This is a genomic window from Mycobacterium shigaense, from assembly GCF_002356315.1.
Lineage (GTDB): Bacteria > Actinomycetota > Actinomycetes > Mycobacteriales > Mycobacteriaceae > Mycobacterium > Mycobacterium shigaense.
The window spans coordinates 2,353,250-2,369,079 of sequence record NZ_AP018164.1; the positions used below are offsets into that span (position 1 = coordinate 2,353,250).

Below are 15,830 nucleotides of genomic sequence, written 5' to 3' on the forward strand. Positions count from 1 at the left end.
ACCACTGTCGGTCGTCGGTCATAGACTGGCGTGCCTATGAGTCAGTCGTCCTTCGTGCACCTGCATAACCACACCGAATACTCGATGCTGGATGGTGCCGCGAAGATCACGCCGATGCTGGCCGAGGTGGAGCGGCTGCAGATGCCCGCGGTCGGCATGACCGACCACGGAAACATGTTCGGCGCCAGCGAGTTCTACAACGTGGCGACCAAGACCGGCATCAAGCCGATCATCGGCGTCGAGGCCTACATTGCGCCGGGTTCCCGCTTCGACACCAAGCGCATCCTGTGGGGCGACCCGAGCCAAAAGTCTGACGACGTCTCGGGCAGCGGCTCCTACACGCACATGACGATGGTGGCCGAGAACGCCACCGGGCTGCGCAACCTGTTCAAGCTCTCCTCGTTCGCCTCCTTCGAAGGCCAGCTGGGCAAGTGGTCGCGGATGGACGCCGAGCTGATCGCCGAGCACTCCGAGGGCATCATCGCCACCACCGGCTGCCCGTCGGGCGAGGTGCAGACCCGCCTTCGCTTGGGGCATGACCGCGAGGCGCTGGAGGCCGCCGCCAAATGGCGCGAGATCTTCGGCGCCGACAACTACTTCCTGGAACTGATGGACCACGGGCTGTCCATCGAGACGCGGGTCCGCGAGGGCCTGCTGGAGATCGGCCGCAAGCTCGGCATCCCGCCGCTGGCCACCAACGACTGCCACTACGTCACCCGCGACGCCGCCCACAACCACGAGGCGCTGTTGTGTGTGCAGACCGGCAAGACGCTGTCGGATCCCAACCGGTTCAAGTTCGACGGCGACGGCTACTACCTGAAGTCGGCCGCCGACATGCGCAAGATCTGGGACGACGAGGTGCCCGGGGCGTGCGACTCCACCCTGCTGATCGCCGAGCGGGTGCAGCCCTATGACGAGGTGTGGGCGCCGCGCGACCGGATGCCGGTCTTCCCCGTGCCCGAAGGGCACGACCAGGCGAGCTGGCTGCACCACGAGGTGATGGCAGGCCTGCAGCGGCGCTTCCCGGCCGGCGCCGGGCAGGACTACATCGACCGCGCCGAGTACGAAATCAAAGTCATCTGCGACAAGGGCTTCCCGGCCTACTTCCTGATCGTCGCCGACCTGATCAACCATGCGAAGTCGATCGATATCCGGGTCGGGCCGGGGCGTGGTTCGGCGGCCGGTTCGCTGGTGGCCTATGCGCTGGGGATCACCAACATCGACCCGATCCCGCACGGTCTGCTGTTCGAGCGGTTCCTCAACCCCGAGCGTCCGTCGGCCCCCGATATCGACATCGACTTCGACGACCGGCGCCGCGGCGAGATGGTGCGTTACGCCGCCGATAAGTGGGGTTCCGATCGCGTCGCTCAGGTCATCACCTTCGGCACCATCAAAACCAAAGCAGCGCTGAAGGATTCGGCGCGCATCCACTACGGGCAGCCCGGGTTCGCGATCGCCGACCGGATCACCAAGGCGCTCCCCCCGGCGATCATGGCCAAGGACATCCCGCTGTCGGGTATCACCGATCCGAACCACGAGCGCTACAAGGAGGCGTCTGAGGTCCGCAGTCTGATCGAAACCGATCCGGACGTGCGCACGATCTACCAGACGGCGCGCGGCCTGGAGGGGTTGATCCGCAACGCAGGCGTGCACGCCTGCGCGGTGATCATGAGCAGCGAACCGCTGACCGAGGCGATCCCGCTGTGGAAGCGGCCGCAGGACGGCGCCGTCATCACCGGCTGGGACTACCCGTCGTGCGAGGCCATCGGCCTGCTGAAGATGGACTTCTTGGGCCTGCGCAACCTCACGATCATCGGTGACGCACTCGATAACATCAAGGCCAACAGGGGAATTGACCTCGACCTGGAATCGGTTCCACTCGACGACAAGCTCACCTACGAGCTGCTGGGCCGCGGTGACACGCTGGGCGTGTTCCAGCTCGACGGTGGCCCGATGCGCGACCTGCTGCGCCGCATGCAGCCCACCGAGTTCAACGACATCGTCGCCGTGCTGGCGCTGTACCGGCCCGGCCCGATGGGGATGAACGCCCACAACGACTACGCCGACCGTAAGAACAACCGGCAGGCGATCAAGCCGATCCACCCCGAGCTCGAGGAGCCGCTGCGCGAGATCCTGTCCGAGACTTACGGTTTGATCGTCTACCAAGAGCAGATCATGTTCATTGCCCAGAAGGTCGCCTCCTACACGATGGGTAAGGCCGACGCGCTGCGCAAGGCGATGGGCAAGAAGAAGCTCGAGGTGCTCGAGGCCGAATACAAGGGTTTCTACGAAGGCATGACCACCAATGGGTTCTCCGAAAGAGCGGTGAAAGCGTTGTGGGACACCATCCTTCCGTTCGCCGGTTATGCATTCAACAAGTCGCACGCCGCGGGCTACGGCCTGGTTTCCTATTGGACCGCCTACCTCAAGGCCAACTACCCGGCCGAGTACATGGCCGGCCTGCTGACGTCGGTCGGCGACGACAAGGACAAGGCCGCGGTCTACCTGGCTGACTGCCGCAAGCTGGGCATCACCGTCTTGCCGCCCGACGTCAACGAGTCACTGGTGAACTTCGCCTCCGTCGGCCAGGACATCCGCTTCGGGCTGGCCGCCGTGCGCAACGTCGGCGCCAATGTCGTCGGCTCCCTGATCGGCACACGCAACGAGAAGGGCAAGTACACCGACTTCTCCGACTACCTCAACAAGATCGACATCTCGGCGTGCAACAAGAAGGTCACCGAGTCGCTGATCAAGGCCGGCGCGTTCGACTCGCTCAGTCACCCCCGCAAGGGGCTGTTCCTGGTGCACACCGACGCTGTCGACTCGGTGCTGGGCACCAAGAAGGCCGAGGCGATGGGGCAATTCGACCTGTTCGGCGGCAGCGACGCCGGCGCCGACACGGTGTTCACCATCAAGGTGCCCGACGACGAGTGGGAGGACAAGCACAAGCTTGCTCTGGAGCGGGAGATGCTGGGGCTGTACGTGTCCGGCCATCCGCTCAACGGCGTCGCGCATCTGCTGGCCGCCCAGGTGGACACCCAGATCCCGGCCATTCTCGACGGCGATGTCCCCAACGAGACCCAGGTGCGGGTGGGCGGAATCCTGGCCTCAGTGAACCGGCGGGTCAACAAGAACGGAATGCCTTGGGCGTCAGCCCAATTGGAAGACCTCACCGGCGGCATCGAGGTGATGTTCTTCCCGCATGCCTACTCGACCTACGGTGCGGACATCGCCGACGACGTGGTGGTCCTGATCAACGCCAAGGTCGCGATCCGCGACGACCGGATCTCGTTGATCGCCAACGAGCTCGTCGTGCCCGACTTCTCCCACGCCCAGCCGAACCGGCCGCTGGCGGTCAGCCTGCCGACGCGGCAGTGCACTATCGACAAGGTCAGTGCGCTCAAGCAGGTGCTGGCACGTCACCCGGGCACATCGCAGGTCCACCTCCGCCTGATCAGTGGCGACCGGATCACCACGCTGGAGCTGGATCAGTCGCTGCGCGTGACGCCCTCGCCGGCGCTGATGGGCGACCTCAAGGAGCTGCTCGGACCGGGGTGCCTGGGCGGCCAGAGTTGACGGCCGCTGCTCGTGCGGTCCCGGTCGTCCAGTGTGCGGTCGAGGCTTCGCCTGTGCGCTCAGGGATTTCCCCGTGCGTTCAGGGCGGGGTTTCGGCGCGGATTTGCCGCCACCAGCACACACTCAACGCCGTGACTACACAGTGGGCGCTGTAAGCGCACACCCAAACCCGCACCCGCCGACGTCCGCAGCCTAGAACCGGTAGCGCAGGATCCGCGCCTTGCGTGCGGACGTCTCGAACATGCCGGATAACTTGGTGGCCAAGCGAATCCACTCCGGAAACAGCTCGATCTCGGGTGCGTGCGCCAGGCTGGCCTCTTCGACCAGCGTCAACTTCGGATTCCACTGTTCGGGCACGCGTGCGTCCCGAAATCCCGGATAACCCCACTGCGCACCGACGCTGGCGAACATTCGCTGCGGGGCGAGTTTGACCGCGGCCCGGGTGAACCAGCCAATCCGCCCGTAGTCGTTGAAGGCCAGCTCCCCGGACTTGAAATGTTCGGTGAGACGGCGAAAGACGTTGACGATCACCGGCTCGGACAGGAACGCGAACAGCCCGTTGGAGATCACCATGGCGGGCCGTTGCGCGGGGATGCCGTCGGCCCAGGTGTGGTCGGCCACCGAGGCGGTCACCGAATGCGCCCGCCTGCTGATCGGCAGCAGCCGCTTGCGCAAGGCGATGACGTGCGGCAGATCGACGCTGTACCAATCGACCGCGGGCGGCACGCTAACCCGAAACGGGCCCGAGTCCAGGCCGGCACCGAGGTCGACGACGACGGCGTCGGGATTCTCGGACGTGAACGCGCGCACCCGTTCGTCGAGCATCTTGGTGCGCAGCGCGCACTGGCACACCACGCTCTTGGGGACGCCGAGCCCGTCAAAGTCGAAGTCGATCTTGCTGACGACGTCGGCGGCCAGGGTGTCGCCGAGAATGGGCTGTGGCCACCGGCTGTCCAGCGTACGCGCGTATTCGGTGAGCAACGCCGTCTGCTCAAGTGGTGACAGATCGCTGACATCAATGCCGCGACCGGACCGCATGATTCCGAACGTACTAGCTACCCGCGGTTCGCGGATGGTTGTCCGGAATAGAAATCACGCATTGTATTCCGTGCCGCCCGCGCCGGACGTACGCTCACCGATGTGATGCGGGCACATCGCAAGCACGACGAGCCACCGTCGCACCGGCGCGGTCGGCCCGAGCGGAAAGCGGGTGATGACGGTGCGTGAACCCGGTCGGGCGGAACTGCGAAAGGGGTTGCAACGCATCGGACTTATCCACGAGTCCGTGACGCCACTGTCGACCGATCCGGCCGAGGTCGTGCAGCTGCTGGGTGCGCCCTGGTTTGACCAGCGGCTCACCGAGTTGGCCGACGAGCTCGGGCGGGAACCCCACGGCGTGCGTGCCGAGGCCGCGGGCTATCTGCGGGAGATGTCGGCCACGCTCGACGAGAGGGCCGTGCAGGCCTGGCGCAGGTTCAGCCGCTGGCTGATGCGGGCCTATGACGTGCTGGTCGACGAGGATCAGATCGCTCAGTTGCGCAGGCTGGATCGCAAAGCGACGCTGGCGTTCGCGTTTTCTCACCGGTCGTATCTGGACGGCATGCTGCTGCCGGAGATGATCGTGGCCAACCGGCTCTCGCCGGCGCTGACCTTCGGCGGGGCGAACCTGAACTTCTTCCCGATGGGCGGTTGGGCGAAGCGCACCGGGACGATCTTCATCCGGCGGCAGACCAAGGACATTCCCGTCTACCGGTTCGCGTTACGGGCCTACGCCGCGCAGCTGGTGCAAAACCACGCCAACCTGAGCTGGTCGATCGAAGGCGGCCGCACCAGGACCGGCAAGCTGCGGCCTCCCGTGTTCGGGATCCTGCGCTACATCACCGATGCCGTGGACGAAATCGACGGTCCCGAGGTGTATCTGGTGCCGACCTCCATCGTCTACGACCAGCTGCACGAGGTGGAGGCCATGACCACCGAGGCCTACGGCGCGGTGAAACGGCCCGAGGACTTCCGCTTCCTGGTCCGGCTCGCGCTGCAGCAGGGCAAGCGGTTGGGCCGCGCCTACCTGGACTTCGGTGAACCGCTGCCGCTGCGCAAACGCCTGGAGGAGATGCGCGCCGACAAGTCGGGCACCGGCACCGAAATCGAGCGCATCGCCTTGGACGTCGAGCATCGGATCAACAGGGCGACGCCGGTCACCCCGACCGCCGTGGTGAACCTGGCGTTGCTGGGCGCGGACCGGTCGCTGTCCATCAGCGAGGTGCTGGCCACCGTTCAGCCCCTGGCCAGCTACATCACCGCCCGGAACTGGACGGTCGCCGGCGCGGCCGATCTCACCAATCGCTCCACCATCCGATGGACGCTGCACCAGCTGGTCGCGTCGGGCGTGATCAACGTCTACGACGCCGGCACCGAGGCGGTGTGGGGGATCGGCGCGGACCAGCATCTGGTCGCGGCGTTCTACCGCAACACCGCCATCCACATCCTGGTCGACCGGGCCATCGCCGAGACGGCGCTGCTCGCCGCGTCGGAAACGTCCACGGACGGCACGGTGTTGCCGGTGACCGTGCGTGACGAGGCGCTGAAGCTGCGTGAGCTGCTGAAGTTCGAGTTCTTGTTCTCGGCCCGCGCGCAGTTCGAGAAGGACCTCGCCGACGAGGTGCGGCTGATCGGGCCTGTCGAAGACACCAGCAAATCCACCACCGCAACGGTGGTCCGGGGGCTGCTGGAATCGGCCGACATGCTGCTCGCGCACCTGGTGCTGCGGCCGTTCCTGGACGCCTACCACATCGTCGCCGACCGGCTGGCCGCCTACGACGACGAACCGTTCGACGAGGAGACCTTCCTAGCCGAGTGCCTCGAGGTCGGCAAGCAATGGGAGCTGCAGCGCCGCATCGCCAGCGCCGAATCCCGGTCGATGGAGCTGTTCAAGACCGCGCTGCGGCTGGCCCGGCACCGCGAGCTGGTCGACGGGTTCGAATTCCCCGACTTGGCCAAGCGGCGCCGCGAGTTCGCCGACGAGATCGCCACCGCCATCCGGCGGGTCAACGAGATCGCCGAGCTGGCCAGGCTGCGCTCCGCCTAGAGTGGTGGGTATGCCGCTCACCGGAGAGTACGAACCATCGCCCTGGGACTGGTCCCGCGAACAAGCCGAAAAATACGCCGAATCGGGCGGGGCCGAGGCCGCGGACATGAAGGGCAAGCCGATCATCCTGCTGACCACGGTCGGCGCCAAGACGGGCAAGCTGCGCAAGACGCCGCTGATGCGCGTCGAGCACGACGGCGAATACGCCGTTGTCGCCTCGCTGGGCGGGGCCCCGAAGAACCCGGTCTGGTACTACAACATCGCCAAGAACCCCCGGGTGGAGCTGCAGGACGGCTCCGTCACCCGCGACTACGACGCCCGCGAGGTGTTCGGCGACGAGAAGGCGCTGTGGTGGGAGCGCGCCGTGGCCGCCTATCCCGACTACGCCGACTACCAGAAGAAGACCGACCGCCAAATCCCGGTGTTCGTGCTGACGCCCGTGAGCTGAGTCGCCTCACCAGGGGTGAAGCCCCTCGTGGCACCATTGACCGGTGTCCGCCGAACTGAGCAGTACCCCGCGCACCCAGAAGATGCAGCCGCTGTCAGCGGCCGACATCGACGCGGCGGCGCAGCGAATTGCTCCGGTGGTCACGCCCACCCCGCTGCAGTTCAGCGACCGGCTGTCGGAGATCACCGGCGCGCGGGTCTACCTCAAACGCGAGGACCTGCAGGTCGTGCGGTCATACAAGCTGCGCGGCGCCTATAACCTGCTGGTGCAGCTGTCCGACGCGGAGATCGGCGCCGGGGTGGTCTGCTCGTCGGCGGGAAACCACGCGCAGGGCTTCGCGTACGCGTGCCGCAAGCTGGGCGTGCGCGGTCGCGTGTACGTGCCGGCCAAGACCCCGCGACAGAAGTGTGACCGGATCCGTTATCACGGCAGGGAGTTCATCGACCTGATCGTGGGCGGGTCGACCTATGACCTGGCCGCCGAGGCGGCCCTGGGCGACGTGAAGCGGACCGGCGCGACGCTGGTGCCGCCCTACGATGACCTGCGGACCATGGCCGGGCAGGGGACTATCGCCATCGAGGTGCTCGAGCAGCTGGAAAGCGAGCCCGACGTGGTGGTGGTGCCGGTGGGCGGCGGTGGATGCATCGCCGGCATCACGACCTATCTGGCGGAGCGGACGACCACCACGTCCGTGCTGGGCGTCGAGCCGGCCGGAGCCGCGGCGATGATGGCCGCGCTGGCCGCCGGCGAACCGGTGACGCTGGACCATGTCGACCAGTTCGTCGACGGCGCCGCAGTGCGTCGCGCCGGCGAGCTGACCTACTCCGTGCTGGCGGCGGCGGGCGACATGGTGTCGATCACCGCGGTCGACGAGGGTGCGGTGTGCACCGCGATGCTCGACCTCTATCAGAACGAGGGCATCATCGCCGAACCTGCGGGCGCTCTGTCGGTGGCGGGGCTGCTGGAAGCCGACATCGAGCCCGGCTCGACGGTGGTGTGCCTCGTCTCGGGCGGCAACAACGACGTGTCGCGCTACGGCGAGGTGCTGGAGCGCTCGCTGGTGCACCTCGGCCTCAAGCACTACTTCCTGGTCGACTTTCCGCAGGAGCCGGGCGCGCTGCGCCGATTCCTCGACGAGGTGCTCGGGCCCAACGATGACATCACCCTGTTCGAGTACGTCAAGCGCAACAACCGGGAGACCGGTGAGGCGCTCGTCGGCATTCAGCTGGGATCGTCCGCCGACCTCGAAGGCCTGCTGGACCGGATGCGCGGCACCCAGATGCACGTCGAAATACTCAAGCCCGGATCGCCGGCCTACCGCTACCTGCTGCTGTAGCCGCCCGCCTGCTTTCGACGTCGGGCGCCCTCACCGCGAGTACGCGGCCAGGTACGGCGGCGCCGGGGTCGCGGGATCCAGGTCGTCCGCGGGCACCGGCGTTCCGGCCGTCACGCTCAACGGCAGCACCCCGGCCCAATGCGGCAGCGCGAGGTCCTCGGGATCGTCGGTTGGACCGCCGCTGCGGACCTTGGCCGACACCTCGACGAGGTCTAGGGCGAGCACCGCGGTCGCCGCCAGCTCGCGCGCGTTCGGCAGCCGGCAATCGCTCGCCCGGCCCGCGGCGACGTGATCAAGTAGGCAGCCCAGCGCCCGCAGCTTTTCGTCCGGGTCGTCGACCAGGCGCGCGTCGCCGTGCACGACCACCGAGCGATACACCAGCGAGTGGTGCAGCGCGGAGCGGGCCAGCACCAGCCCGTCGACGAGGGTGACGGTGACGCAGACGGGCAGGCCGTCGGTGGCGCCCAGCATCGGCCGGCTGCCGGTGGATCCATGCAGGTAGAGGGTCTCGCCGCAGCGGGCATGGGTGGTCGGCAGGACCACCGGCCGGCCGTCGCCCAGGTAGCCGAGGTGACAGATCAGGGCCTCGTCGAGGATGCGATGCACGACGTCGCGGTCGTAGCTGGCGCGGTCGCGGTAACGAGAGGGCGTGCTGCGCGGAGTGGGGTCGTATGTGGTGGCCAACGGAATTGCCTCACCTTTTGTAATAGTACAGAATATATTTCGTGCCAGTACAACAGAGCATAGCGGGAACCGGGGCGGAGTCCATAGCGGCGAACATCGAGGAGGCCATCTCGGTGGGCGACCTGACGCCCGGCGACGCGTTGCCGCCGATCCGGGAGCTGGCCGCCCGGCTTGGGGTGAACGCGAACACCGCAGCAGCCGCGTACCGGCTGCTGCGCGATCGCGGGGTCATCGAAACCGCGGGCCGGCGCGGCACTCGGGTGCGGCACCGGCCGGCAACCTCGCCGCGCTCGCTGCTCGGGCTCGACGTCCCCGCGGGTGTGCGTGATCTGTCCACCGGTAACCCCAACCCCGACCTGTTGCCCATTGCTGCTGTCCCGCAGCTGAATTGGGATACTGGCGGCCGGGCGGTGCTGTACGGGGACCCGGCGGTGTCGTCCGCGCTGGCCGAGTATTCCCGCTCGGCGCTGGCCGTCGACGGTGTCCCGGCCGAGCACCTCGCGGTGACCAGCGGTGCCCTCGATGGCATCGAGCGGGCGCTGGCCGCGCACCTGCGCCCGGGCGACCGGGTCGCGGTGGAAGATCCCGGCTGGGCCAACCTGTTAGATCTGCTTGCGGCACTTGGGCTTTCGGCGGAATCCGTCGAGGTCGACGACGACGGGCCGGTTATCGCCGACGTCACCCGGGCGCTGGACCGCGGCGTGCGTGCGCTGATCGTCACCGGTCGTGCGCAGAACCCGACGGGGGCCGCGCTGTCGGCGGAACGATCCGCCGCGCTGCGCGCGGTGCTGGCCGAACGCGCCGGCGAGTTGTTGCTGGTCGAGGACGACCACTGCGCGGGCATCTCCGGCGCGCCGCTGCACACGCTGGCCGGGTCCACCACGCATTGGGCTTTCGTGCGCTCAGCCTCCAAGGCGTACGGCCCGGATCTGCGGGTCGCGGTCCTCGCCGGCGACCAACGCACCGTCGAGCGGGTGCACGGACGACTGCGGCTCGGTCCCGGTTGGGTGAGTCACCTGCTGCAGGGCCTCGCGGTGAGCCTGTGGTCCGACCACGCGGCGACGCGGCTCGTCGACGCCGCCGAAAAGCGCTACGCGGCCGCCCGCAACGGCTTACGGGCCGCGCTGGCGCAACGGGGTGTCGTCGCGCACGGGCGGTCCGGCCTCAATGTGTGGATCCCGGTTCCCGACGAGACGGTCGCGATCACCCGGCTGCTCGCCGCGGGCTGGGCCGCCGCCCCGGGGAGTCGGTTCCGTATCCGCACAGCGGCGGGCATCCGCATCACCATCGCCGATGTGGCCGACGACGAGATCGAGCCGCTTGCCGACGCGGTGGCCGACGCGCTGCGCGGCGGCGGGCGGTCCAGCGTCTAGGTCAGCTTTGCGTTCGGGCGCCCAGGACGTCGCGGAAAAGGGCCTGGCGCAAGGCGAGTTCCCGAGGGTCGCTCACCAGGTAGAAGCCCAGCTTGTTCATCACGTAGCCGAATCCGATGCCGGTGTCGGGATCGGCAAACCCGAACGAGCCGCCTGCGCCCGGCGTGCCGAAGGCGTTCATCGACGAGCCGAAGAGGCAGAGGGGGCTGGGCTTGCTGAAGCCCAGGGTGAAGTTCGTGTCGACGTGTAACACCTTGTCGCGCGACCCTTTCGTCGGCGGTTGCGCAGGACTCTTCAGGGCGTCGAGCGTGCCGGCGCTCAGGCCGAGCGCGGGATCGCCGATGGCGGCGCTGCCGTACAGTTTGGCGATCGCGCGCGCGGTGCCGGTGCCGTTGACGGCGGGCATCTCGACGACGCGGAGTTCGTCGCGGTTGAAATCCTCCAGGTTGTTGATCCCTTTGGCGATGGCCAGCGCCGGTGCGGCGAGGTCGAACGGGTTGAACAAGGCCAGGGCCAGACCTCGCGGCATGGTGTTCAGCTGAAACAGCAGCTGGGGCAACGACCAACCGTCGAGATGCGCGACGCGGTCGCGGTCGACCGAGTCCGGCAGACCGATGTGAAAGTCCAGGCCGAGGGGGCGGGCGATCTCCTCGGCGAAGAACCGGCCCAGCGAACGCCCGTTGGGGTCGGTCCGGCGGATCAGCTCACCTTCGTACCAGCCCAGCGTGATGCCGTGGTAGCCATGCCTGGTTCCCGGCGTCCACGCCGGTGCCTGGGTCGCGAGTCTGGCCGACATCCTCGGCGGGTCGGCCAGCTCCTGCAGCGTCAGCGGCGGTTTGACGACGGGCAAGCCGGCCTGATGGGCAAGCAGTTGGCGGACGGTGACAGCGGCTTTGCCGGCCTGGGCGAATTCTGGCCAGTAGTCGGCGACCTTGGCGTCATATGAGAGGTGGCCGCGCGAGGCGGCGAGCGCGACGGCAAGGGACGCAACGCCTTTGGTGGTCGAGAAGACGTTGACGACAGTGTCCTGCTGCCACGGCGCGCGCGTGTTCCCGTTGCGGTAGCCGCCCCACAAGTCCACGACCTTGCGGCCATCCCGATAGACGGCGACAGCGGCGCCGATCTCCTGCCCGCTGTCAAGGTTGCGGCGAAACGCGTCGGCGACCTTTCCGTAACCCTCGTCGACATCGCCGCCGATGAGGTCGGGCGGGATCTGCACTTTTTGCGCCATGTGCTGCTCCGTTGCATCGCCGCGAACTGTCCGCGGGTAGCGGTGATGGTAGCGCTGCCCACGCGATAGATCGAGATCTACCCCTGGCGCACTACGGCGAGAGAATGGCCGGGCAACAACGTGCTGTCGGCGCCGACGGCCGGCTCGCCCCAGGCCAAGACGACGTCACCGGCGACGGGCACCGTCACCGGCTCGGTGCCGAGGTTAGCCGCGATGCGAATCTGGCCGCGCGCCAGGATGATCCAACCCTGCTCCTCGTCATAGTCGACGGTAAGGTTGTTCAGCCAGGGGTCGGCGAGGTCGGGTTCGCTGCGCCGCAACGCGATCAGGTCGCGGTAAAAGCGCAGTAGCGGGGCGTGTTCGCCCTTCTCAAGCTCATCCCAGGCCAGCTTCGACCGCTGGAAGGTCTGCGGGTCCTGCGGGTCGGGAACGTCGTCGGCATCCCAGCCGTGCTCGGCGAATTCGGCCTTGCGGCCCTCGGCGGTGGCGCGCGCCAGTTCCGGCTCCGGATGGGAACTGAAGAACTGGAACGGTGTGGACGCGCCCCATTCCTCGCCCATGAAAAGCATTGCGGTGTAAGGTGATCCGAGTATCAGGGCAGCCTTGATCGCCAGCTGACCGGCGTCGAGGTTCTGCGACGGTCGATCACCCAGGGCGCGGTTGCCGACCTGGTCGTGGGTGCAGGTGTAGGCGACCAGGCGAGTCGCGGGGATGGCCGAGGTGTCCAGCGGGCGCCCGTGGCGGCGGTGCCGGAACGACGAATACGTCGCGGCGTGAAAGAAGCCGTGGCGCAGTGTCTGGGCCAGCGTAGCCAGCGAACCGAAGTCGGCGTAATACCCCTGACGTTCGCCGGATACCGCCGTATGAATGGCGTGGTGAATGTCGTCGGCCCACTGCGCGGTGATCCCGAGGCCGCCCCGGTCACGGGGCGTGACGGTCCGTGGGTCGTTCACGTCGCTCTCGGCGACCAGCGACAACGGGCGCCCGACTTGTGCAGACAGCCAATCGGTTTCGGCGGCGAGCTCTTCGAGGATGTGGATGGCGGTGGTGTCGACGAGGGCGTGCACGGCGTCCAGGCGCAGCCCATCGGCGTGGAAGTCGCGCATCCAGCGCAGCGCGCAGCCGATGATGTAGCGGCGCACCTCGTCGGAGTCGGCGTCGGCGATGTTGATGCCTTCACCCCACGGGTTGCTGCCCGAGGACAGGTAGGGCCCGAACTTCGGCAGGTAGTTGCCCGACGGGCCGAGGTGATTGAACACGGCGTCGATCAGCACCGCCAAGCCCTTGGCGTGGCAGGCGTCGACGAACCGTACCAGCCCGTCGGGCCCGCCGTAGGGTTCGTGCACGCTGTACCACAGCACCCCGTCGTATCCCCAGCCGTGCGTGCCGGCGAAAGAGTTGACCGGCATCAGCTCGACGAAGTCGACGCCGAGTTCGACCAGATAGTCCAGCTTCTCGATCGCGGCGTCGAAAGTGCCTGCTTCGGTGAAGGTCCCGACGTGCAGCTCGTAGACGACCGCGCCGCCCACGGGCCGGCCCGCCCAGCCGCCGTCGGTCCACGCCGCGGTGGCGGCGTCCCACAATTGCGAGCGGGCATGCACCCCGTCGGGCTGCCGGGCCGAGCGCGGGTCGGGTAGCACGGTGGGGTCGTCGTCGAGCACGAATCCGTAGCGCGCATCCGGCGCCGCAGCCAGGTCGGCATGCCACCACCCGTCCTCCGAGCGGGTCATCGGGTGCACCGCACCCTCGACGTCCAGCTGCACCCGGGCGGGTTTGGGTGCCCACACGCGGAACTCAGTCATGATGGCGCTCCAGCAGGACGACGGGGAGGTCGGCGAACAATTGAGCCGCCGAGGTCGGCCCGTCCGCGATGACCCCGGTGATGGTGTCCTTCCAGTTGCCTTTGGGCAACGGCAAAACCGTGTTGCCCCAACCGATTTCGGACAGTCGCACCGTCCAGCGGGTCACCGCGACGACGATGTCGGCCCCACGCGAGAAGGCCAGTACGTGCTCGCCGGCGTCCCCGTCGGCCAGCAGCGGGATGTAGTCGCCGTGCCCAAACGTGTCGGGATGCGCACGGCGCAGGCGCAGCGCCGTTGTGACGACCCGAATCTTCGGGTGTTCCAGCGCCTGCAGTGCGGCCCGGCGGGCGGCGTAATCCACCTCGCGGCGGTTGTCGGGGTCGACCAGGCTGTCGTCCCATAACTCGGTGCCCTGGTAGGTATCCGGTGTCCCCGGCACAGTCAACGCCAGCAGCTTCTGGCCCAGCGCGTCGCTGGCCGCGTGCGGATTGAGTCGGGCGACCAGCTCGGTCAGCTGGCCGGCCACCGGGCCGTCGAGGACGGTGTCCAGCCAGCCGTGCACCGCCTCCTCGAACGCGGCGTCCGGGTCGCTCCACGAGGTGTGCCAGGCGGCCTCCCGAATGGCCTTCTCCGCGTAGCCGTGCAACCGGTCGCGCAGCTCGCCGGTGACTTCGCCACTGACCGGCCAGACCCCGAAGATGTTCTGCCACAGGAACTGGCCGGTCGCCGGGTCGGGGGAGGGCGCGGCGATCTCCCAGCGGGCCACGAACTCGGTCCACAGTGACGGCACCTGGGACAGCACCCCGATGCGGGCGCGCACGTCCTCGCCGCGCTTGGTGTCGTGCGTGGTCAGCGTCGTCATGGTGCGCGGCCACAGCCGTGCCCGCGTGGCGGCGCTGCAATGGAACTCGGCGCTGCCGACGCCGAATCGATGTGGTTCGCCGCCCACCTCGTTGAGCGATACCAGGCGGGCGTCGCGGTAGAACAGGCAATCCTCGACGGCCTTGGCCGTCACTGCCCCGCACAGTTGTTGCAACCGCGTGGCGGGCTCGACGCCGCGGGCCAGCGCCGCGGCGATCACTTGCAGGGCGGGCCCGAGCTCCGGCTGCGCGGCCTGAGTCTCGGCGAGCGCGGCCGGCAGGACGGCTGCCAGACCCGGGTAGTCGGAGCGATAGACGTCGATGCGGCTGAGCAGTGCGGCCACCGCTTCGGGCAGCAGCCGATGATCCGTGCCCGCCGCCGCGACGATGCTGCGGCGCAGCCGGCGCAGCTCGCTGCCCAACGTGTCGGTGGCCGCGTGAATCTTCAGCTCCGCCAGCATCTTCGGCATCGCGTCGTAGTCCACCCCCGCCGATCGGACGAGCTCGGTGAGTGCGGCCGCCCCGGCGGGGTCGACAAACACGCCGCCCACTTCGCGCAGCACGTCGTAGCCGGTGGTGCCGTCGACGGGCAGCGTCGGCTCCAGGGCCTCGTCGACGGCCAGGATCTTCTCGATGACGATGTAGGCGTCCGAGCCCAACAGCGCGCGCAGCCACGCCAGATACCCGGTGGGATCGGCCAATCCATCGGGATGGTCGATGCGCACCCCATCGACGAGACCTTCGTGAACCCAACGGGCGACCTCGGCATGGCTGGCGTCGAACACCGCGCGGTCCTCTTGGCGCAGCCCTGCCAGCGAGGTGATGGAGAAGAACCGGCGATACCCGACGACCCCGCTGCGCCAGCCCACCAGCCGGTAGTGCTGTCGGTCGTGCACCTCGGGACCGCTGCCCGCGCCGGTCCCGGGGGTGATCGGAAATGCGAGCTCGCCCAACCGCAGCAGCTCACCGTCGACCTTCAAGTCTGCGGCGTCGTCGTCAGAACCCAAGACGGGCAGCACAATTCGGCCGTCGTTGTCGAGGTCCCAGTCGATGTCGAAAAACGTCGCGTAGGACGAGGAGCGCCCGTGCCGCAGTACGTCCCACCACCAGGCGTTCTGCTCGGGCTGGTCCACCCCGACGTGGTTGGGCACGATGTCGACGATCAGGCCCAGGCCGCGGGCCTTCGCCGCCGCCGACAGCCGGGCCAGCCCATCGGGACCGCCCAACTCGGCGGATACCGACGTCGGGTCGGTGACGTCATAGCCGTGGCTGGAGCCGCGCGCGGCGGTGATGATCGGGGACAAGTACACGTGCGACACCCCGAGGTCGTCGAGATAGTCGAGCAGGTTCTCGGCGTCGGCGAAGGTGAACGCGAATCCACTGGACTCACCGCGCAGCTGCAACCGATAGGTGGACAGCACCGGAAATGGCATAT

Annotated in this window: 10 protein-coding genes; 5 read left to right on the top strand and 5 right to left on the bottom strand. The window is 67.9% G+C overall.

Annotation, left to right across the window (positions count from 1 at the left end):
* The first annotated feature begins 36 nt into the window (after positions 1–36).
* Complete coding sequence (dnaE, locus tag MSG_RS10995) at positions 37–3,576, top strand: DNA polymerase III subunit alpha (protein WP_096439541.1); 3,540 nt, start codon at positions 37–39, stop codon at positions 3,574–3,576.
* A 192-nt stretch (positions 3,577–3,768) separates the two neighbouring features.
* Here dnaE and MSG_RS11000 read toward each other — a convergent pair whose 3' ends face one another.
* Positions 3,769–4,614, bottom strand: coding sequence for a class I SAM-dependent methyltransferase (locus MSG_RS11000; protein ID WP_096439543.1), 846 nt, complete (start codon positions 4,612–4,614; stop codon positions 3,769–3,771).
* Positions 4,615–4,789: 175 nt separating this feature from the next.
* On the opposite strand from MSG_RS11000, the gene MSG_RS11005 reads away from it, so the two are divergent.
* From MSG_RS11005 to ilvA, 3 genes are read left to right on the top strand one after another with little or no spacing between them, the layout of a single operon-like run.
* The gene (locus MSG_RS11005) at positions 4,790–6,661 is read left to right on the top strand and encodes a lysophospholipid acyltransferase (RefSeq protein WP_096439545.1); all 1,872 of its coding nucleotides are present in this window, start codon (positions 4,790–4,792) and stop codon (positions 6,659–6,661) included.
* A 10-nt stretch (positions 6,662–6,671) separates the two neighbouring features.
* The gene (locus tag MSG_RS11010) at positions 6,672–7,109 is read left to right on the top strand and encodes a nitroreductase family deazaflavin-dependent oxidoreductase (protein ID WP_096444350.1); all 438 of its coding nucleotides are present in this window, start codon (positions 6,672–6,674) and stop codon (positions 7,107–7,109) included.
* A gap of 43 nt (positions 7,110–7,152) precedes the next feature.
* Positions 7,153–8,445, top strand: a complete 1,293-nt coding sequence (ilvA, locus tag MSG_RS11015; RefSeq protein ID WP_096439547.1) for a threonine ammonia-lyase — start codon at positions 7,153–7,155, stop codon at positions 8,443–8,445.
* A 30-nt stretch (positions 8,446–8,475) separates the two neighbouring features.
* Here ilvA and MSG_RS11020 read toward each other — a convergent pair whose 3' ends face one another.
* The gene (locus MSG_RS11020; RefSeq protein ID WP_096439549.1) at positions 8,476–9,129 is read right to left on the bottom strand and encodes a pyridoxamine 5'-phosphate oxidase family protein; all 654 of its coding nucleotides are present in this window, start codon (positions 9,127–9,129) and stop codon (positions 8,476–8,478) included.
* 41 nt (positions 9,130–9,170) lie between these two features.
* Here MSG_RS11020 and MSG_RS11025 point away from each other — a divergent pair, with 41 nt between their 5' ends.
* Positions 9,171–10,502 carry an aminotransferase class I/II-fold pyridoxal phosphate-dependent enzyme gene (locus MSG_RS11025; protein ID WP_096439551.1) on the top strand — a complete coding sequence of 444 codons (1,332 nt, stop codon included), beginning with the start codon at positions 9,171–9,173 and terminating at the stop codon, positions 10,500–10,502.
* A gap of 1 nt (position 10,503) precedes the next feature.
* Here MSG_RS11025 and MSG_RS11030 read toward each other — a convergent pair whose 3' ends face one another.
* The 3 genes from MSG_RS11030 to treY all read right to left on the bottom strand — a co-directional run bounded on the left by MSG_RS11030 (position 10,504) and on the right by treY (position 15,828).
* Positions 10,504–11,733 carry a serine hydrolase domain-containing protein gene (locus MSG_RS11030; protein WP_096439553.1) on the bottom strand — a complete coding sequence of 410 codons (1,230 nt, stop codon included), beginning with the start codon at positions 11,731–11,733 and terminating at the stop codon, positions 10,504–10,506.
* A 77-nt stretch (positions 11,734–11,810) separates the two neighbouring features.
* Positions 11,811–13,535: a malto-oligosyltrehalose trehalohydrolase gene (gene treZ, locus MSG_RS11035; RefSeq protein ID WP_096439555.1), complete on the bottom strand. Its 1,725-nt coding sequence runs from the start codon at positions 13,533–13,535 to the stop codon at positions 11,811–11,813.
* Positions 13,528–15,828, bottom strand: coding sequence for a malto-oligosyltrehalose synthase (gene treY, locus MSG_RS11040; protein ID WP_096439557.1), 2,301 nt, complete (start codon positions 15,826–15,828; stop codon positions 13,528–13,530). The genes treZ and treY overlap by 8 nt, the downstream gene beginning before the upstream one ends.
* Positions 15,829–15,830 lie beyond the last annotated feature (2 nt).